The organism is Carnobacterium pleistocenium FTR1 (assembly GCF_000744285.1).
Taxonomy (GTDB): Bacteria; Bacillota; Bacilli; order Lactobacillales; family Carnobacteriaceae; genus Carnobacterium_B; species Carnobacterium_B pleistocenium.
Genome location: NZ_JQLQ01000002.1, coordinates 1,766,033 through 1,786,227, shown reverse-complemented (window position 1 = coordinate 1,786,227; position 20,195 = coordinate 1,766,033). Strand labels below are relative to the sequence as shown.

Below are 20,195 nucleotides of genomic sequence, written 5' to 3'. Positions count from 1 at the left end.
ATATTGTCTCACTTTTGTTGGTTTTTGGATGCTAAATAAATCTTAAGTAAGGTATAATAAATAAAAGAATTAGGCAGGAGGAAGCAAAGTGAAATTATGGAAAAACGGTCTTTTTTATACAATGGAAAAAGAAGAAGAAACGGTTTCAGCTGTGATCACTGATGGTGAAAAGATTGTAGCTACAGGTGAAGAAAAAGAGTTGAAAAATACTTATGATAAAGAAATAACTGAGGAAGTTGATTTGAATGGTGAAATAGTCTTTCCTGGTTTTGTAGACAGCCATTTGCACTTGTTATGGTATGGATTGAGTCTTGCTCGCTTAAATTTAAATCAGTCAAAGAGTAAAAAAGAAAGCATGGATAAAATTCGCGAAACGATTGAGCAGCTCGCTCTTGATGAATGGTTATTTGTTGAAGGATATAATGAAAATGAATGGCAAGATGATCCAACACCTATAACAAGAATAGATTTAGATGCTATTTCAACACAGCATCCTTTGTTGGTCCGTAGAATTGATTACCATAATGTGGTCATTAATACCGTATTGATCAACAAGATTGGAATCAAAGATGGACAGATATATAGTGGCGGTGGAGAAATTCAATTAAATCAAGAAGGGAAAGTTACTGGAGTTTTAAAAGATGAAGCTACTAACCTAGCTATAAATTCTTTTCCATCAACAACACCAAAAGAACAAGAGGAGTATTTAGCATTAGCAATCGAAGATTTATGGTCAAAGGGGGTAACGGGTGCTCACTCCGAGGATCTACATTATTTTAATGGATTCGAGGGGACTTTGAAAACTTTTCGTGATGTGATCAAAAAAGAAAAAAAAGCTTTTCGCGTACATTTATTGATTCATCATGAGGAGTTGGAAGCTTACAATCGTTCTGAAGAACTTTTTTTAGCAGGTGATCCATTCATAGAATTAGGCGCTATGAAAATATTCTATGATGGAACTGTGGGCTCTCGGACAGCGTTAATGACCCAACCTTATGCTGAAACTGCTAACCATGGTCTACAAATTCAATCTGATAAGATCTTTGTTTCGTTGATTAAAGCAGCACGTAAAGCTAAACTTCCGGTAGCCATCCATATTCTAGGGGATAAAGCTTTTGAAAAAGTGATTGCAACACTTCGTGAGTTTCCACCGCTACCAGGGCAACTCGATCGCATGATCCATACTCCTTGGCTGAGTGAAGAACTATTAAAAAAAGCGAAAAATTTGCCTTTGATTTTTGATGTGCAGCCGCAATTTATGAGCAGTGATTTGCCTTGGGCGTTAGATGTTTTAGGTGAAAATCATCCGTCTTTAGCATTTGCCTGGAAAAGTATAAAAAATGCTGGGTTCCCATTAGCTGGAAGTAGTGATGCACCAATTGAAATACCGAATCCTTTTTATGGTATCCATTCAGCTGTTACAAGGACTGTTAGGGGAGGAAATAGTGAAAAACGTTATTTCCCCGAGGAAGAGCTTTCAGTATTTGAAGCTTTATCGCTTTATACGATTGGAAGTGCAACCGCTGGGTACAAAGAAAATATTAGAGGAAAAATAAAAACTGGCTATGTAAGTGATTTTACTATCTTGAAGAAAAACCCTTTTATGGTTGAAAAAGAGGCATTGAGTGAAATGAAAGTTTCGAAAACAGTTGTAGGTGGGGCTATAGTGTTTAAAAAAAATAATTGATCATTAATAACATTTGTTCAACTAATAAAACAGATTTTATCATTCTTATCGCTAAAAAATTGTGATTAACATCACAATTGTATTGAGTTAATGATTTAAAGATGATATGATAATGAAGAAATTGAAGGTCAGGGGGCAGAAATAGTGGAACTAAATACTAAAATACATCAAATTCCAAATGCTACAGCTCATAGGCTGCCTATTTATTACCGTTCATTAAAGAAACTAAATGATACCGGTATAGAACGTATAAAATCAAAGGAATTAAGTCAACTTACGCAAATTCCTTCTGCAACGATCCGACGAGATTTTTCTCATTTTGGGGAACTAGGAAGAAGCGGATATGGGTATGAAGTGACCTATGTAACAGAAGTATTTCGTGAATTACTCAATGTGAATAATATCATTAATGTAGTACTCGTTGGCGTAGGGAACCTTGGAAAAGCCATTTTAACAAATAATTTTAAAAAAGAAAAAAATATTACAATCAAGTGTGCTTTTGATATCCAATCGCCTTTTTTTGGCACGGAAATTTCAGGTGTTCCAATTTTTCCTATGGAGCAGATGAAAGAACTAGTTGTAAACCAGCAAATTCATACTGCAATTTGTGCGGTACCTAGTGAAGTATCTCAAGAAGTGGTGGAACAATTAATTGATGCAGGCATTACATCTATATTAAACTTTGCTCCGGGAAGAATAAAAGTACCTACTAATATCCAAATGAAATATATCGACTTTTCTAGTGAAATTTTTACAATGGTTTATCAAAATGAAGCTCTGTATCCAGCAGTTTTAAATGAAGATAACCAACAAAATAGCTAGAGATAAGATGAGTAAAATAGCTATTTTGATTTGCAAAAATTTGATGAATCATTGCTTTAAAAAACTATTATTTGTATACTATTCTAAGATGAAGTCAGAATAGGGGTTTTTGATATGGAAATTACTAGAAAAGGTACACCGTATAAATTAAAAGGGATCCAAACGAAAGTTGGGGATAAAGCGCCTAATTTTAAAGCTGGAAACTTAGTAGATGGAGCAGTTGAACTAAGCGATTTTTACGGAAAAGTCGTATTGATCAGTGTGATCCCGGATATCGATACACGGGTATGTGCTTTACAAGCAAAATCATTTAATAAAATTGCTAGCGAATTAGATGGAGTGCAGTTGATTACGATTTCTAATAACACAAAAGCAGAACAAGCTGAATGGTGTGCTGGAAAAGATATTTCAATGGAAATGCTTCACGATAATGATTTGGAATTTGGACAAGCATATGGTTTAGTTATGGAGGAGCTTGGAAAATTAGCTCGTTCAGTATTTGTGGTTGACTCTAAAGGTGAAATCACTTATCAAGAAATTGTTTCAGAAATGACTAGTGAACCAGATTATAATAAAGCTATTGAAGCTGCTAAAGAAGCACGATAATCAGATTGAACAGGTATATTGAAATCGTCTGTTTTTCATGATATTATTAAGAAATAAAAAGCAATGAACAAGAAGAGTAATTTTAAATGCTGGCTTTTAGAGAAGAGAACAACTGCTGAGAGTTCTTAGTCAGAATAAAATGAAAGTAGCTTGGGAGCTGACAAGGTGAAAGTAAAGTAACTTTGTTCGGAGTAACGATCCGTTAAAAATGGAACTAAGAGGTATATTTTTTATAAAAAAGTATGCAATATAGGTGGTACCGCGAGTGAAAAGCATTCGTCCTAATAATTTTTATTATTAGGACGAATGCTTTTTTTGTTTTTTTTTAAATCTGTTAAGTAAAATTATAGAGGAGAGATAAGATGACTGATGAATTGAAAATGTCTACTAAATATCAACCGAATCAAGTAGAAGCTGGTCGTTATGAAAAATGGATAGAAAAAGGATTATTCAAACCAAGTGGAGATAAGACAAAAGAAGCATATTCTGTTGTTATCCCACCTCCAAATGTAACTGGTAAATTGCATCTAGGTCATGCATGGGACACAACTTTGCAAGATATTATTATTAGACAAAAAAGAATGCAAGGATATGACACATTGTGGTTGCCAGGAATGGACCATGCCGGAATTGCAACACAAGCTAAGGTTGAAGCTAAATTAGCTGAAGAAGGTATCTCACGTTATGATCTTGGGCGCGAAAAATTTATTGACACTGTATGGGATTGGAAAGAAGAGTATGCAAGTGTGATTCGCGAACAATGGGCAAAAGTTGGGATTTCAGTTGACTATAGTCGCGAACGTTTTACATTGGATGAAGGGCTATCAGACGCTGTCCGTAAAGTATTTGTTACGATGTACAACAAACAATTGATTTATCGTGGAGAATACATCATCAACTGGGATCCAAAAGCTAAAACAGCTTTATCTGATATTGAAGTAATCCATAAAGATGTTGAAGGTGCTTTTTACCATATGAGTTACCTTCTAACAGATGGCAGTGGAGAAGTTCAGATCGCTACAACACGTCCTGAAACAATGTTAGGTGATACGGCGATTGCTGTTCACCCTGAAGATGAACGTTTCCAACACTTAATTGGGAGAACGGTTATGTTGCCTTTAATGAATCGTGAAATACCCATTGTTGCAGATGAGTATGTTGAAATGGATTTTGGTACAGGTATTGTAAAAATCACTCCAGCGCATGATCCTAATGACTTTGAAGTTGGAAAACGTCATGACTTACCACAAATCAATGTGATGAATGAAGATGGATCGATGAATGAATTGTCTGGAAAATACATGTCTATGGATCGTTTTGAGGCACGTAAGGCTATTGTAAAAGATTTAGAAGCAGAAGGTCGATTGATCAAAATAGAAAAAATGGTTCATAGTGTCGGACATTCGGAACGTACCGGAGTTGTAGTAGAACCAAGACTTTCCACACAATGGTTTGTAAATATGGCTCCTTTGGCTAAAGAAGCCTTGGAAAGTCAAGAAACAGAAAATAAAGTGAATTTTATACCTGAACGCTTTGAAAATACACATATGCGTTGGATGGAAAATGTCCATGATTGGGTAATTTCGCGTCAATTGTGGTGGGGACACCGCATTCCAGCTTGGTATCATAAAACAAGCGGCGAGTTGTACGTAGGAATGAAATCTCCAGAAGACAGCGAAAATTGGGTACAAGATCCAGATGTTTTGGACACATGGTTTAGTTCAGCGTTATGGCCGTTCTCAACAATGGGTTGGCCTAATGAAGAGGCTGAAGATTTCAAACGTTATTTCCCTACCAATACGCTAGTAACAGGATATGATATTATTTTCTTTTGGGTTAGCCGTATGATGTTCCAAAGTATAGAATTCACTGGAAAGCGTCCATTTAAAAATGTACTGATCCATGGGCTAATTCGTGATGAAGACGGCCGCAAAATGAGTAAATCATTGGGCAATGGAATAGATCCAATGGATGTTATTGAAAAATATGGTGCAGATGCACTACGTTGGTTCTTGTCAAATGGATCTGCTCCAGGACAAGATGTCCGTTTCAGCTACGACAAAATGGATGCTGCTTGGAATTTTATCAATAAAATTTGGAACGCTAGCCGCTTTGCGTTGATGAATATGGAAGACTTCACTGTAGATCAAATTGATTTAACCGGTAAAAAAACAATTGCTGACCGTTGGATCTTGACAAAATTGAATGAGACTGTTGAAAAAGTAACAGATTTATTTGAACGTTTTGAATTTGGCGAAGCAGGCCGTATTTTGTACCACTTTATTTGGGACGATTTCTGTGACTGGTATATTGAAATGAGTAAAGAAGTCTTGTTCGGTGAAGACGAAGAAGCCAAACAAATGACTAGAAGCATTTTGGCTTATGTATTGGATCAAACGTTACGCCTATTGCATCCAATCATGCCTTTTGTTACAGAAGAAATCTGGGAAAACATTCCTCATGAAGGGGAATCATTAGTAGTAGCAGAATACCCAGTTGTCCATCCAGAACTATCTGATGAAGCAGCAACTAAAGGTATGGATGTGTTGATGGAATTGATTCGTTCGGTTCGTAATATTCGTTCAGAAGTGAACACACCATTGTCTAAAAAAATCGAATTATTGATTAAAACAAATGATCAAACAATCGAACAATTTTTGAAAGACAACACATCTTATATTGAACGTTTTTGTAATCCTGAAACATTGACTATTTCAAGTGACGTAAAAGCTCCTGAAACAGCTATGACTGCCGTGATAACTGGCGCAGAAATTTATTTGCCATTAGCTGGGTTGATCAATTTGGAAGAAGAAATCATTCGTCTTGAAAAAGAATTAGATAAGTGGAGTAACGAAGTTAAAAGAGTTGAAGGAAAATTAGCAAATAAAAAATTTGTAGAAAATGCTCCTGATGCTGTGGTTGAAGCGGAAAAAGAAAAACAAAGTGATTACCTCGAAAAACAAGTTGTCATAACAGAACGTATAAAAGTATTAAAAAATCAGCTTTAAACCTTAAAGTATTCTAACAATAAGACGAGCAAAACTAGGATAATTCTTAGTTTCTTGCTCGTTTTTTTGTTAGATAGTGAAAAAAACTGTAGGGTGGTTTATAATTAAGTAGTATACAGTATTGTATAGAATATAGAAGTAAGTGGAGGTAAATAATGTTTACTACTTATGAAGAAGCATTGAACTGGATTCATGCGACTAGAACGTTTGGTGAAAAACCAGGATTAAAAAGAATGGAATGGATGTTAAGCCAAGTAAACCATCCTGAAAGAAAATTTAAATCGATCCATATTGCAGGAACAAATGGCAAAGGTTCTACGCTAGCTTTTTTAAGAGATATGCTTGAAGCCAATGGGCAAATAGTAGGAACGTATACATCTCCATACATTGAAGTGTTCAATGAGCGCATTAGCGTCAATAGTAATCCAATATCAGATGATGAGATTTTGCGGTTAGCGAATACCGTTTATCCACTGACAAAAGAGTTAGAAAAAACTCAATTAGGTGGCCCAAGCGAATTTGAAATCATAACAATGATGATGTTGATTTATTTTGGTGAAGGACATGCAGACATAGTCCTTATAGAGGTGGGTATTGGAGGATTGTATGATTCAACAAATGTCATTACCCCAGTCGTCTCAATCATCACAACAATTGGATTAGATCACATAAATTTACTTGGAGACACATTGTCTGAAATTGCTGTAAACAAAGCAGGTATTATTAAAGCAGCTGTTCCTGTAGTAATTGGTAAAATTGAAAAGGAAGCGTTGAAAGAAATTGAGGAAAAAGCTGCTGAACAAGATAGTTTAGTAATAAAATATAACCAAGATTTCTTTGTCACAAAATGGCAGACTCTTCCAACTTGGGGAGAGCAATTTGTGTTTGAAGACGACTATATACGTCTCAGTCCTATTCAAATAGGAATGTTAGGGCGTCATCAAGTAGAAAATGCTGCCGTAGCTATTGAAGCTTTAAGGGTCTATAGTCATGAAATCGGGTTAGCTGTAAATCACGAAAAGCTGCTTAGTGGTTTAAAACATACCTTTTGGCCTGGAAGATTGGAAAAAATAAATGAGCAGCCACTTCTTGTTTTGGATGGTGCTCATAATGAACATGCAATGAAAACGTTAGTTGAAACAATTAAAAAGAATTTTGCACAACAAGAGGTCTATATCATTATGGCCGCTATGCAGAATAAGAATATTCAAGGGATGGTAGATCAGCTGCAAACTATACCGAATAGCCGCTTGATCCTTACAAGTTTTGACTATCCTAGAGCAGCGGGACTAGATGACTTAAATAAAATAATGTTAACAAATGGAGCCGTCATAGACTATTGGCAAGAAGCTTTAGTAGACTCACTAAATGAGATGGATGAAAATGGTGTAGTAATTGTAACGGGTTCACTCTATTTTATTTCAGAAGTCAGAGAATATTTTAAACTAGCAAACAAATAAAAAAATTGTTTGAATAGGGGGAAGAATATGACTAAAATTGAAGCAGTTATCTTTGATATGGACGGATTGATGTTTGATACAGAGGTACTCTACTACGAAGCGAATCGAATTGTTGCAAAAAGAAATAATTTAGATTATACATGGGAATTTCACGAAAAGTATATTGGTGTCTCCGATATAGAGTTTCATAAAGAAATTTATTTGAACTATGAAAGCAAACAAGCTGAAATACTGATCAAGGAAGGAGGTCAAGCCTTGCTTGAACATGTTGAAGTTAATGGTCTGCGTAAAAAAAAGGGATTAATTGAATTGCTAGATTATTTGGAAAGTAAAAAAATAAAAAAAATAGTTGCTTCCAGTAGTATCAAGTCTCTTGTCTCTTTGTTTTTAGAAAAGGAAAAATTAACCTCTTATTTTGATGCCGTTATTGGAGGAGATGAAGTATCACGCGCAAAGCCAAGTCCTGAAATATATGAAAAAGCGTGGTTAAAAGCAGCTGCTTCTAAAGAAAAAACCATTGTTTTAGAAGACTCGCTTAATGGGATTCGGGCAAGCTATGACGCTCATATTCCCGTCATCATGGTTCCTGATCTAATCCCACCAACTATTGAAGCTAAAGAAAAAACAGTGACTATTCTTGCTGATCTAATCGCTGTCAAAAATTTTATCGAACAGCAGAATCAATAAATAAAATCTACTTCTTCTTTTTCGCGGACAATAATAATGTGAAAAAGGAGGATTTTTTATGACAATAAAAAGTGTAAATCTTATTAAAGAAGTACCTATTCAATCTAGGCCTAGAGAAAGGCTAGAAGACTATGGGGAAAAAGCTCTTGCCAATCATGAGTTGCTTGCTATTTTACTTAGAACAGGTACTAAAGGAACAAATGTTATGACCCTAGCTATGACTATGCTCAATCATTTTGAAGATCTTTATTATTTGAAAACAGCTTCTTGTCAGGAACTAATGGCCCTTTCAGGGATTGGAAGAATAAAGGCGATAGAACTAAAAGCAGCTATTGAATTAGGTGTCCGCATTTCACAAGCCTCGCAAATTAAAATTGGTCAAATCACCTCTAGCACAAGAGCTGGTGAAATGTTATTGGTAGAAATGCGCGGATTACAGCAAGAACATGTGGTGGTTCTTTATTTAAATACTAAAAATGAGATCATTAAAAAAGAAACTATTTTTATTGGCGGACTTAATTCATCTGTTGCACACCCTAGGGAGATATTTAGAGGAGCCGTAAGATACTCAGCCGCACGGATCATTGTCGGACATAATCATCCATCGGGTAATCCTGAACCATCTGAAGCTGATATTCAGTTTACTCGGCGGATGTCTGAATGTGGCGAATTAATGGGTATTGAAATGCTGGATCATATTATCGTGGGTGAACATGAATTTATTAGTTTAAAAGAAACAGGAATTTGTTAAACCTTTATGCATAAAAGTTGCTTAATTAAAATACTCATGATATACTTACTATGAGTTTTTGTTAGGTAGAACAAAGAAATGTTTCAGAACATTCCAATTCGCACCGTAAGCAAGAATATCACTATATGTGCTATAAGGCACGAGGAGGAATTTCATTATGGAACAAGGTACAGTAAAATGGTTTAACGCAGAAAAAGGTTTTGGTTTTATCGAACGTGAAGGAGCAGACGATGTATTCGTACATTTCTCAGCTATCCAAAGCGAAGGATTTAAATCATTAGAAGAAGGACAAGCAGTAACTTTCGATGTTGAAGAAGGAAACCGTGGACCTCAAGCAGCAAACGTAAACAAAGCTTAATCAAAAATTAAAATTGTTTGAGAAGTTGGCCTTAAAGCCAGCTTCTTTTTTTTTTTTTTGAAACAATCAACCTGGATCAAGAAAACACAAATAATGGTGGAAAAGCGGATTGCTGCAGTTCGCGTTCATAAAACTTTTTTTAATAAAAAAAAGATAAGCTGTTTTCTTGTATTATATTTTAAAACATGATATACTTACGTTGAGTTTTTGTTAGGTAGAAAATAGAATTGTTTCAGAACATTCCAATTCGCACCGCAAGCAAGAATATCACTATATGTGCTGTAAGGCACGAGGAGGAATTTCATTATGGAACAAGGTACAGTAAAATGGTTTAACGCAGAAAAAGGTTTTGGTTTTATCGAACGTGAAGGAGCAGAAGATGTATTCGTACATTTCTCAGCTATCCAAAGCGAAGGATTTAAATCATTAGAAGAAGGACAAGCAGTAACTTTCGATGTTGAAGAAGGAAACCGTGGACCTCAAGCAGCAAACGTAAACAAAGCTTAATTATAAATTATAAATTAAAAATTGTTTAAGGAGTTAGTCTTAATGACTAGCTTCTTTTTTTGTTTTGAAAGTAGCTTGCACGGTATATCGTAACGTGGTATACTTGAGTAGAATTTTTGTTAGGTAGAACAAAGAAATGTTTCAAAGCATTCCAATAATTTGCACCGTAAGCAAGAATATCACTATGTGCTAAAAGGCACGAGGAGGAATTTCATTATGGAACAAGGTACAGTAAAATGGTTTAACGCAGAAAAAGGTTTTGGTTTTATCGAACGTGAAGGAGCAGAAGATGTATTCGTACATTTCTCAGCTATCCAAAGCGAAGGATTTAAATCATTAGAAGAAGGACAAGCAGTAACTTTCGATGTTGAAGAAGGAAACCGTGGACCTCAAGCAGCAAACGTAAACAAAGCTTAATTATAAATTGAAAATTGTTTGAGAAGTTGGTCTTAAGGACCAACTTCTTTTTTTTTGAAAAATGTAACCGTTTCTCTTGAAAATTTTAGCAATGGATGCTACAATTATTATAATGTTTTTGTTAAGGATAACGTAGAATTGTTTTAAACAGTCTGATTCGTACCGTTAGCAAGAATATCAATATATGTGCTAAAGGCACGAGGAGGAATTTTATTATGGAACAAGGTACAGTAAAATGGTTTAACGCAGAAAAAGGTTTTGGTTTTATCGAACGTGAAGGAGCAGATGATGTATTCGTACATTTCTCAGCTATCCAAAGCGAAGGATTTAAATCATTAGAAGAAGGACAAGCAGTAACTTTCGATGTTGAAGAAGGAAACCGTGGACCTCAAGCAGCAAACGTAAACAAAGCGTAAGCTTTTACAATTTTAAAATAAAAGAAACCTAGTGAAAAATCACTAGGTTTCTTTTATTTTAAATGAAAATAGCTAAATAAAAAGATCTGGCTTAATTTTATAAAGACTGTTTCATTTTGGTTACTTATATATAGAATTACTTAAATTTATGTTAAAATATGAAAAATACGGATGTCATAACTAAAAAAATACAGTATGATGGTTTAGGTTAGAGCATTCTGTTCTTTTTTTTGCTATACTGTTTGAGTGTCTATCTGTCAATATTAGATTGATGGAGATACAAGGGCTATGAATTTGAAAATTAAAACTTTAAATATAGAGGTCAGGTAGATTTGAGAGGATGAAATCATTTGTTTAGATTTGGTAATAAAGATATAGGGATCGATTTAGGTACTGCAAATACAAATGTGTATGTTGCTGGAAAAGGCATCGTTTTAAGAGAACCTTCAGTAGTCGCAAAAGATACTGTAACAGGAGAAATTGTTGCAGTTGGAGAAGATGCAAGAAATATGATTGGGAGAACACCAGGTTCAATTGTTGCCATTCGTCCTATGAAAAATGGGGTTATTGCGGATTACGATACAACAGCAGCAATGATGAAATATTACATTGAAAAAGCAATAGGAAAGTCAACATCTAAACCATTTGTCATGATTTGTGTGCCAAGCGGTGTAACGGAAGTTGAAAAAAGAGCAGTCGTAGATGCTACCAGAATGGCAGGAGCGAAAGATGCTTTTATCATTGAAGAACCTTTTGCAGCGGCAATTGGAGCAGGCTTGCCTGTGATGGATCCCACTGGAAGTATGGTAGTAGATATTGGCGGTGGAACAACAGATGTAGCCACTATTGCATTAGGTGGAATCGTTAGTAGTCGTTCTATTCGTTTAGCAGGAGACCGTATGGACGATGTAATCATTCATTATGTACGAAAAAAATTCAATCTGTTAATAGGTGAACGTACAGCTGAACAAATTAAAATTCAAATTGGCTGTGCTTCTGTTGAAAAAGCTGCAGAATATGGAGTTATGGATATACGTGGGCGTGACTTACTAACAGGACTGCCACAAACGATTGAAATTTCAGCTGTTGACATTGCTGAAGCTATTCAAGAGGTAATAGAAGGCATTATTGTTGCAGTTAGAGAAACTCTTGAAGAAACTTCACCTGAAATTTCTGCAGATGTTATTGATCATGGAATTGTGTTAACTGGTGGTGGAGCATTACTTAAAAATATTGGTGATGTCATTGCTGAAGAAACAGACGTTCCAGTATTTATAGCAAATGAACCACTAGATTGCGTTGCACTTGGTACGGGTGAAACATTAAAGCATATTAATATGTATAAAAAAAGAGCAAATAGATAATCAGGTCTAAATAAGGGTTGTAAAGGTGCGGGAGGTTTATTTTCTTCCCGCATATTTTTATGAAAAAAGAAATAAGTTAGGTGAGTTATTTAGGTTAACTTATGTTAAAATAAATGAAGCCTGTAAAATTAATGAGGTGATATTTTGAATCAGTTTTTTTCAAATAAAAAACTAATCATTTTATTAGTAAGCATGATAGTCTCTTTAGGTCTGATAGCTTTTTCAATTACTGGGAGCGGAAATATTCCTATCATTCAACAGCTTACTAATGATATTACAGCAGTTGTATCTCGTTTAGTAGCAAAACCGACGAATGCAGTTGTTGATTTTTTAGAATCAGTAGATGGTCTGAAAAATACGTATGAAGAAAATCAATTGTTAAAATCAAAAATCGATAAATTATACGAAACAGAAGTAGAAATTGCCGATTTAAAACAAAACAACCAAAAGCTCAAAGAACAGTTAAATCTATCCGATACTTTATCTGATTACGAAGCCATTAATGGAGCTGTACTTAGTCGTAATCCCGACAGTTGGGTCGATAAAATAGTGGTTGACAAAGGAAGCCAAAATGGTATTGAATTAGACATGTCTGTAATGTCCGGTAACGGGCTGATAGGTCGCGTTGTTGAGGTCAATCCTACTAGTTCTAAAGTCCAATTAATAACAACGTTAGATCAAAATAATAATCGAGTTGCTGCTTCTGTGGATACAGATGGTGGAGTCATACATGGTATCGTCAATGGTTATGATTCTGAGACAGATCGGTTGGTTATGAAACAAATTACTAATGAAGCAGAATTAAAAGAAGGTGACCAAGTGATGACATCTGGTTTAGGAGGCATATCTCCTAGTGCATTACTAATTGGGACAATTGATGAAGTCAAATTAGATTCCTTTGGTTTGTCTCAAGAAGCCTATATCATTCCAGCAGCGGATACGAATGATATTCGTTATGTGACATTAATTAAAAGAACCGCTGAAAGTGGTGAGTAAATGACAGGGAATTGGAAAACCACGACTTTGATTCCATTGGTTATTACCTTTTTATTTTTGCTAGATGGCCTACTGACCGTTGTTTTTTCGGAACAATTTCTTGAGGGAACCAAGGTTATGACTCCAAGATTAATTGTATTAGTTCTTATTCTAATGTCTTTTTATATACCAAGAAGTAGGATGATCACATATGGTGTTATTTTTGGGTTGATTTATGATAGTTATTATGTAGGAATCTTAGGAGTTTATGTTCTTTTATTTCCTTTAGTCATTTACTTAACTGAAAAAATGAAAAAGGTTCTCAATCCCAATCCAATTGTTATTGGGATGATGATTATTGTTAATTTAAGTTTAATAGAAACCTATCTTTACCTTTTTTACCAAGTGTTAGGATATACAGCAATTAATTGGTCAACATTTCTAGCAGATCGATTGGGACCAACGTTGCTATTGAATTTAGTTTTATTTATTGTTGTATTTTATCCTTTGAAGAAAACAATTGAGTATATTCAAGGGAATTAGATAGCATTAATGGTAAACATTTTGGCTGAGGGAGTTGTTAAAGTGAAACAAAGTTTGACATTAAAGGGAAATAAAGGCAGCTTTGTATTGAGCTTGGATGAATCAGCTTCTTTTGTATCCATCATGAAGGAATTAAACGAATTATTAGAACATATGAATGGTGAACAAAAAAGGTTTAACGAAGTTCAAAAAGAAATTTATTTAGAAATAAAAACAGGAAACCGTTTATTGTCTCAAGAACAACAAGAATTATTAACTGAAGAAATAAAATCAAAAAGTACTTTTTTAATAAAAAAAATCACCTCAAATGTGGTGACCGTTGAAAAAGCTATTAAATGGCAAGAGGCTGCCAGTCTGCAAATGGAAGTTCAAACGTTAAGAAGTGGACAAGTTCTGACAGCACCAGGAGATCTTCTTTTTATCGGGAAAATTCATCCAGGGGGTATGCTTAGAGCTGTGGGAAGCATTTTTATTATCGGAGAACTGATGGGAATAGCTCATGCTGGATTTGAAGGAAATATAAATTCCGTTATCGTTGCTGATTTTCACACAGAAGCTCAGATTAGAATTGCGGATAGTATACAAATTATAGAAAAAAAGAATGACTATCATGATAATGTTAGAAAAAATGAATTTGCCTATATAAATGATCTACATATCCTTGATTTTCATCCATTAGAGCAACTAAAGAAAATACGTCCAAATCTAGATAAAGTGATAGGGGGATTAAACGAATGGGTATAGCAATTGTTATTACATCTGGAAAAGGCGGAGTAGGTAAAACAACTTCCACTGCAAATATAGGTACAGCTCTCGCCCTTCAAGGGAAGAGAGTTTGTCTGATAGATATGGATATTGGTCTAAGAAATTTAGATGTTATTCTTGGCTTAGAAAATCGTATCATTTATGATATTGTTGATGTGGTAGAGGGTCGTACAAAATTACATCAAGCCATTATAAAAGACAAACGTTTTAATGATAATCTATATCTACTTCCTGCAGCTCAAAATGCGGATAAAAATGATATAAATGGTCAACAAATGATTGAAATCGTATCCGAATTAAAAAAAGAATATGATTATATATTAATTGATTGTCCAGCGGGTATTGAACAAGGATTCCAAAATTCGATTGCAGCAGCAGATCAAGCAATTCTTGTAACTACTCCTGAAATATCTGCTATACGTGATGCAGACCGTATTATCGGCCTCTTAGAACAAACAGAACTTGAACCGCCACGGTTGATTATTAACCGTATTCGTAAACGAATGATGCAAGATGGAGAAGTAATGGATATTGATGAAATAACTAGACATTTATCCGTTGATTTATTAGGGATTGTCTTTGATGATGATGATGTCGTTCGTTCTTCGAATAAAGGAGATCCTATTGTTTTAAATCCAAAGAATCCAGCTTCTCAAGGCTACCGCAATATTGCTCGTCGTATTTTAGGGGAAACAGTGCCTTTGATGACGTTAACAAAAGAAAAACCAACATTTTGGCAAAAAATATTTGGCAAGCGCAAATAATTATGCTATAGTATTAAAAAATGATTAAAAGCATTGAAGAGAAAAAGTAAGTTTAGAAACTTTTATAGAGAGATTGCGGTGGTGGAAGCAATTAAGGGACTATACGGAAAACACATCTCTGAGCTGACAATTGAACGTAGTTTTTATTACAAGTAAATTGATCCGGGAGTACCCGTTATAGTACTAGTGTTTAGCAGTTTTGAACGCGATGAGGTAGTCTTCTGTGAAGAGACTACGAATAAAGGTGGAACCACGATATTGATATCAATCGTCCTTTGATTTTCTTACTAATAGAAAATCAAAGGATTTTTTTGTTTTTCAGGACTGCAGCTTGCAAGCAACAAACGATACTAAACAAAAGGGAGAGAATATAAGATGAAAAATACAATGGCAAAGATAGTTTTAGGTTTAGGAATGGCAACAGTATTAGTAGGATGTGGAGCAGAAGAAACAACAGAAGATTCTTTTGATCGAATCAAAGAAGAAGGGACTTTAGTTGTAGGTTTGGACGATACTTTTGCTCCAATGGGATTTCGTGATAATGAAGGAGAAATCGTAGGATTTGATATTGATCTAGCAAATGAAGTTGGTGAAAGATTGGATATAGATGTCGAATTTCAACCTATAGACTGGGCTTTAAAAGAAACTGAATTGGCAAGTGGAAATATTGATGTGATATGGAATGGTTACACGATTACTGAAGAAAGAAAAAAACAAGTTGACTTTAGTTCACCTTATTTAGAAAATAGCCAAATTATTGTTGTACTAGAGGATAGTGAAATTCAAACTAAGGAAGATTTAAGTGGCAAAGTAGTTTCAGCCCAACAATCTTCAAGTGCAGTAGATGCTATTAATGCTGATGAGTCAAATATAATAGAAGAATTTGCGGATCAAGAAGTAGTTCTATATCCTTCTAATAATGATGTGTTTAATGATTTAGCCTCAGGAAGAAGTGAAGCTATTGTCGTTGACGAAACGCTTGGCCGCTACTACATGAACCAAAATGAAGAAATTAGTTACCGTGTGTTAGAAGACAATTTTGGGGAAGAAGAATACGCAGTTGGTATGCGCAAAGAAGACGATGGGCTAACAGAAGCTATCGATAATGCTTTGAACGAAATGAAAGAAGATGGCACGTACGATGAAGTTTATGCAAAATGGTTCGCTGAGTAAAAAGTGCCCATTAAGTTGAATACTGTATTAGCTGAAATAGAAAAAGATGGAATATTAACTGAAATCAAAAATAAATGAATCACAGAATAAAGTCAGATTAAGAAAAAGGTGAATAAAAAATGGATTTGATAGTCGATATAACACCCAACTTGTTAGAGGGATTAAAAACAACATTATTGCTATTTTTAATTATTGTCAGTGTAACCATTCCTTTAGGATTTTTGATTGCTTGTGTACGAGTTTATGCTCCAAAATGGATATCATGGATCATACAGGTTTACATTTACATTATGAGAGGAACACCGTTGCTGTTACAATTGATGGTCGTATTTTTTGGCTTACCTCTTGTCGGGATCACATTTGATCGTTTTTCAGCCGCAGTTTTCACATTTATCATAAATTATGCAGCTTATTATGCAGAAATATTTCGTGGTGGTATCTTATCCATTCCAAAAGGTCAATTCGAGGCTATTAAGGTATTGGGTATTGGAAAAATAAATGGATTCAGAAAGATCATCATTCCCCAAGTTATGCGTGTGGTACTTCCTTCAGTAGGAAACGAAGTCATCGCATTAGTAAAAGATACCTCACTTATTTATATTTTAGGTATTGGCGAATTATTGCGAGCAGGTCAAATTGCAGCTAATACTTACGCTTCATTAATTCCATATGCAGCAGTTGGAGTTATTTATTTAATTGTCACCGGAGTAGTGACCTTACTATTAAATGCTATCGAGAAGAAGTCAAATTACTAAAGGAGGCCGTTAAAGTGGGATTGAAAGCAACTAACCTTACAAAACAGTTCAATGGGATCGATGTTATAAGAAATTTTGATTTTTCGATTGAGGCTGGAGAAATCGTCACGCTCGTTGGTAAATCTGGTACAGGAAAGACTACCTTAATGAGGATGTTGAATCAATTAGAAACAGCAGATAAAGGAACGATTGCGATTGATGATAATTATTTGTGTCGTGAAACTGCAGATGGTAAAATAGAATATGCTTCAAAAAAGGAGCGAATGACCTATAATAACCAAATAGGTATGGTATTCCAAGATTATCAATTGTTTCCTAATTTAACAATCATAAAAAACTGTATTGAAGCGCCTCTAGATCAAAAATTGATGACGAAAGAACAAGCAATTGAAAAAGCAGAGATGCTCTTGACACAAATGGGAATTTCAGACAAGAAAAATGATTACCCAAGTACTTTATCCGGAGGTCAACAACAGCGTGCAGCGATAGCTCGGGCAATGATGTTAAACCCTAAGATTATTTGTTTTGATGAACCAACTTCTGCGTTAGACCGCGAATCATCTAATGAAGTAGGAAAGATGATTCAAACAATTGCTTTATCTGGTACAGGTATTCTAATCGTTACACATGATATAGAATTTGCTGAAATGTTTGGAACAAGAGTAGTATCCTCAGACGAATTTTTGCAATGAAAAAAACCATTAAAACACAATAGTTTTAATATTTACTGAAATTGGCTAAAGTATTCATTGACGAAGGTAATACAATTTGGTATGATGTTAATGTTGTAAATGTGTAGCACCACAACTACAACCGCACTGGAATGAGTTTAAGTCCATTATGGCACTCATGACGGCGAGTCTAAGTCTAATAAGGAGGTGCAAAATAATGTACGCAATTATCAAAACAGGTGGAAAACAAATTAAAGTTGAGGTTGGCCAAGAAATTTACATTGAAAAATTAAATGTTGAAGCTGGTGAATCTGTAGTCTTTGAAGAAGTTGTCTTAATTGGTGGAGAAGAAACAAAAGTTGGAGCTCCAACTATTGTAGGAGCTACTGTTGAAGGTACTGTAGAAAAACATGGTCTTCAAAAGAAGGTTACGACTTTCATATACAAACCTAAAAAACATAGTCACCGTAAACAAGGTCACCGTCAACCATATACAAAAGTTATCATCAACGCAATCAACGCATAAGAAAGTGGTGTTCCAATATGATTCAAGCGTTCTTTAATCGTAATGCCAAAGAAGACATTGTTTCCTTTGAAGTTACAGGACATGCAGAGTCTGGACCCTACGGCAGCGATATAGTTTGTGCAGCTGTCTCAGCATTAGTTATAGGAACAACAAATAGTATTTCTGCTTTATCAGGTGTTTCTCCATTAGTAGAAGCAAACGAAGAAGTAGAAGGCGGCTATTTATACGTTGAACTCATAAATGAATTGACTGAAGAACAGTTAAGAATCTCACAGATTCTTCTGGAGAGTCTTCAATTATCTTTAATAGGAATAGTTGAAGAATATCCAGATTATGTCAAACTTGCACAATAAAAAATTATAATAGGAGGTGCAACTCAAATGTTAAAAATGAATTTACAATTCTTTGCCCACAAAAAAGGTGGCGGTTCTACAACTAACGGACGCGACTCAAATTCTAAACGTTTAGGTGCTAAACGTGCAGATGGACAAACTGTTTCAGGTGGTTCAATTTTATTCCGTCAACGCGGAACTAAAATTTATCCAGGTGTTAACGTTGGTATTGGTGGAGATGATACTTTGTTTGCAAAATGTGACGGAGTTGTTCGTTTCGAACGTAAAGGCCGCGACAAAAAACAAGTTTCAGTTTACCCAGTAGCTCAATAATTTAAAATAAAAAGCTCTTCTATATCCTAGAAGAGCTTTTTTTACTATTGAGATAGAAAATTCGGTGGAATGATCAATAGTAGAAAAGCCTAATTTACTCTTGAAAATATACTGGTTTCATACTTGAAACCTTACAAGTTATTCGTTAGAATGAAAGAATAGTTTTATAATAATTGCTGTCTTATTCATTTCTTTCATGACTAACAGTAAGAATGTATCGTAAGGAAACGGAAAGAGGTTGAACTTATTGTCTCAGAAAGAAATTGAACAATTATTTAATCAATTGGATACTTCAGCTCAAATTTTACAAAAAGAATTAGAAGTTTCCTACTTAGAAGCTCTTTCGGAAACTGGTGAAAATATTTTAGGTAATAAGATTCCTCATCAGATTGATGGTTCTCCTTCAGATGAAATAGTTGAAAAATTAACGCAATTATACAAAGAAGTTGTAATAGACAGCATGGAACCTGAAGATATTCGAAAAGCAATTCAATTAGCTCTTTTGAAAGCTTCAAAGACAGATGTATTACAGCCAAATCATCAAATGACTCCAGATGCTATTGGTTTTATTTTAAACTATTTAATTGAAAAATTGATTAGTGGTAAATTGGAAACGGTTCGTTTACTTGATCCTGCTGTAGGAATGGGTAATCTGTTATCGACTATTTATAACGGCTTAGTTTTAAAAAATATACCAGTAGAAGCAGAAGGCGTCGATAACGATGATTTGCTTCTAGCTCTTGCGTCAGTCAGTACAACAATGCAAAGGCAAAAGGTTACCTTGACACATCAAGATGCCATACAAGACCTTTTAATAGATCCTGTTGATGTCGTTGTGAGTGATTTGCCTGTAGGTTATTATCCATTAGATGAAAAAGCTAGCAAGTTTAAAACAGCAGCTAAAAAAGGTCATTCTTACGCTCATCATTTATTTATTGAACAGAGTTTACATTATTTAAAAGATGGCGGATTTGGAATCTTTTTAGTTCCTGCTCAGCTATTTGAAACAGATGAGACGCCAGGATTAATGAAGATGATTCAAGAAGAAGCATTCTTACAAGGCATGTTAAACTTGCCAAATGAATTATTTAAGACTAAAAGTTCACGCAAATCAATTCTTCTGGTTCAAAAAAGAGGGAATAATGCCAAACAAGTCAAACAAGTATTGTTAGCACAAATTCCAGATTTCAAGAACCAAAAAGCTATGCTGCAATTTATGAAACAAGTAGATGGTTGGAAAAAAGAGAATAGTTAAAATTTGAAATTAGGAGATGG

General features: G+C 34.8%; 23 protein-coding genes and 3 other annotated features. All 23 genes read left to right on the top strand.

Annotated elements, in window-relative coordinates:
- The first annotated feature begins 88 nt into the window (after nucleotides 1–88).
- The gene (locus BP17_RS08785; RefSeq protein WP_035053562.1) at nucleotides 89–1,687 is read left to right on the top strand and encodes an amidohydrolase; all 1,599 of its coding nucleotides are present in this window, start codon (nucleotides 89–91) and stop codon (nucleotides 1,685–1,687) included.
- Nucleotides 1,688–1,831: 144 nt separating this feature from the next.
- Nucleotides 1,832–2,509: a redox-sensing transcriptional repressor Rex gene (locus BP17_RS08780; protein ID WP_035053559.1), complete on the top strand. Its 678-nt coding sequence runs from the start codon at nucleotides 1,832–1,834 to the stop codon at nucleotides 2,507–2,509.
- A 114-nt stretch (nucleotides 2,510–2,623) separates the two neighbouring features.
- Entirely contained in the window at nucleotides 2,624–3,115 is a 492-nt protein-coding gene (gene tpx / locus BP17_RS08775; protein ID WP_035053556.1) for a thiol peroxidase, read from the top strand.
- 54 nt (nucleotides 3,116–3,169) lie between these two features.
- Nucleotides 3,170–3,402, top strand: a binding site (T-box leader).
- A 75-nt stretch (nucleotides 3,403–3,477) separates the two neighbouring features.
- Nucleotides 3,478–6,123: a valine--tRNA ligase gene (locus BP17_RS08770; protein WP_035053554.1), complete on the top strand. Its 2,646-nt coding sequence runs from the start codon at nucleotides 3,478–3,480 to the stop codon at nucleotides 6,121–6,123.
- A 155-nt stretch (nucleotides 6,124–6,278) separates the two neighbouring features.
- Nucleotides 6,279–7,583: a bifunctional folylpolyglutamate synthase/dihydrofolate synthase gene (locus BP17_RS08765; RefSeq protein ID WP_035053552.1), complete on the top strand. Its 1,305-nt coding sequence runs from the start codon at nucleotides 6,279–6,281 to the stop codon at nucleotides 7,581–7,583.
- 27 nt (nucleotides 7,584–7,610) lie between these two features.
- On the top strand, nucleotides 7,611–8,270 hold the full coding sequence (locus tag BP17_RS08760) for an HAD family hydrolase (RefSeq protein ID WP_035053550.1): 660 nt from the start codon (nucleotides 7,611–7,613) through the stop codon (nucleotides 8,268–8,270).
- 58 nt (nucleotides 8,271–8,328) lie between these two features.
- Nucleotides 8,329–9,021 carry a RadC family protein gene (radC, locus tag BP17_RS08755; RefSeq protein WP_156956022.1) on the top strand — a complete coding sequence of 231 codons (693 nt, stop codon included), beginning with the start codon at nucleotides 8,329–8,331 and terminating at the stop codon, nucleotides 9,019–9,021.
- Nucleotides 9,022–9,178: 157 nt separating this feature from the next.
- Nucleotides 9,179–9,379 (top strand): cold-shock protein, encoded by a 201-nt coding sequence (locus BP17_RS08750; protein WP_013710476.1) that lies wholly within the window; start codon nucleotides 9,179–9,181, stop codon nucleotides 9,377–9,379.
- Nucleotides 9,380–9,685: 306 nt separating this feature from the next.
- Nucleotides 9,686–9,886, top strand: coding sequence for a cold-shock protein (locus BP17_RS08745; RefSeq protein ID WP_034548280.1), 201 nt, complete (start codon nucleotides 9,686–9,688; stop codon nucleotides 9,884–9,886).
- Between the two features lie 216 nt (nucleotides 9,887–10,102).
- Entirely contained in the window at nucleotides 10,103–10,303 is a 201-nt protein-coding gene (locus BP17_RS08740) for a cold-shock protein (RefSeq protein WP_034548280.1), read from the top strand.
- 215 nt (nucleotides 10,304–10,518) lie between these two features.
- Nucleotides 10,519–10,719, top strand: a complete 201-nt coding sequence (locus BP17_RS08735; RefSeq protein ID WP_013710476.1) for a cold-shock protein — start codon at nucleotides 10,519–10,521, stop codon at nucleotides 10,717–10,719.
- Between the two features lie 350 nt (nucleotides 10,720–11,069).
- On the top strand, nucleotides 11,070–12,083 hold the full coding sequence (locus tag BP17_RS08730) for a rod shape-determining protein (RefSeq protein ID WP_035053547.1): 1,014 nt from the start codon (nucleotides 11,070–11,072) through the stop codon (nucleotides 12,081–12,083).
- Between the two features lie 144 nt (nucleotides 12,084–12,227).
- Nucleotides 12,228–13,079, top strand: coding sequence for a rod shape-determining protein MreC (gene mreC, locus BP17_RS08725; protein ID WP_035053545.1), 852 nt, complete (start codon nucleotides 12,228–12,230; stop codon nucleotides 13,077–13,079).
- The gene (gene mreD / locus BP17_RS08720) at nucleotides 13,080–13,601 is read left to right on the top strand and encodes a rod shape-determining protein MreD (protein WP_035053543.1); all 522 of its coding nucleotides are present in this window, start codon (nucleotides 13,080–13,082) and stop codon (nucleotides 13,599–13,601) included.
- A 42-nt stretch (nucleotides 13,602–13,643) separates the two neighbouring features.
- Complete coding sequence (locus tag BP17_RS08715) at nucleotides 13,644–14,345, top strand: septum site-determining protein MinC (RefSeq protein ID WP_035055358.1); 702 nt, start codon at nucleotides 13,644–13,646, stop codon at nucleotides 14,343–14,345.
- Nucleotides 14,336–15,130 carry a septum site-determining protein MinD gene (gene minD, locus BP17_RS08710; RefSeq protein ID WP_035053540.1) on the top strand — a complete coding sequence of 265 codons (795 nt, stop codon included), beginning with the start codon at nucleotides 14,336–14,338 and terminating at the stop codon, nucleotides 15,128–15,130. The genes BP17_RS08715 and minD overlap by 10 nt, the downstream gene beginning before the upstream one ends.
- A 24-nt stretch (nucleotides 15,131–15,154) precedes the next feature.
- Nucleotides 15,155–15,409, top strand: a binding site (T-box leader).
- A gap of 96 nt (nucleotides 15,410–15,505) precedes the next feature.
- Nucleotides 15,506–16,303, top strand: a complete 798-nt coding sequence (locus BP17_RS08705) for an amino acid ABC transporter substrate-binding protein (RefSeq protein WP_035053538.1) — start codon at nucleotides 15,506–15,508, stop codon at nucleotides 16,301–16,303.
- A 119-nt stretch (nucleotides 16,304–16,422) separates the two neighbouring features.
- Nucleotides 16,423–17,058, top strand: a complete 636-nt coding sequence (locus BP17_RS08700) for an amino acid ABC transporter permease (RefSeq protein ID WP_035053536.1) — start codon at nucleotides 16,423–16,425, stop codon at nucleotides 17,056–17,058.
- A 14-nt stretch (nucleotides 17,059–17,072) separates the two neighbouring features.
- Nucleotides 17,073–17,750: an amino acid ABC transporter ATP-binding protein gene (locus BP17_RS08695; protein ID WP_035053534.1), complete on the top strand. Its 678-nt coding sequence runs from the start codon at nucleotides 17,073–17,075 to the stop codon at nucleotides 17,748–17,750.
- A gap of 109 nt (nucleotides 17,751–17,859) precedes the next feature.
- Nucleotides 17,860–17,931, top strand: a sequence feature (ribosomal protein L21 leader region).
- Nucleotides 17,932–17,946: 15 nt separating this feature from the next.
- Nucleotides 17,947–18,255, top strand: a complete 309-nt coding sequence (rplU, locus tag BP17_RS08690) for a 50S ribosomal protein L21 (protein WP_035053531.1) — start codon at nucleotides 17,947–17,949, stop codon at nucleotides 18,253–18,255.
- Between the two features lie 17 nt (nucleotides 18,256–18,272).
- On the top strand, nucleotides 18,273–18,608 hold the full coding sequence (locus BP17_RS08685) for a ribosomal-processing cysteine protease Prp (protein ID WP_035053528.1): 336 nt from the start codon (nucleotides 18,273–18,275) through the stop codon (nucleotides 18,606–18,608).
- A 27-nt stretch (nucleotides 18,609–18,635) separates the two neighbouring features.
- On the top strand, nucleotides 18,636–18,920 hold the full coding sequence (gene rpmA, locus BP17_RS08680) for a 50S ribosomal protein L27 (protein WP_034548302.1): 285 nt from the start codon (nucleotides 18,636–18,638) through the stop codon (nucleotides 18,918–18,920).
- Between the two features lie 247 nt (nucleotides 18,921–19,167).
- A complete protein-coding gene (locus BP17_RS08675; protein ID WP_035053525.1) occupies nucleotides 19,168–20,175 on the top strand; it encodes a class I SAM-dependent methyltransferase in 1,008 nt (335 codons plus the stop codon).
- Nucleotides 20,176–20,195 lie beyond the last annotated feature (20 nt).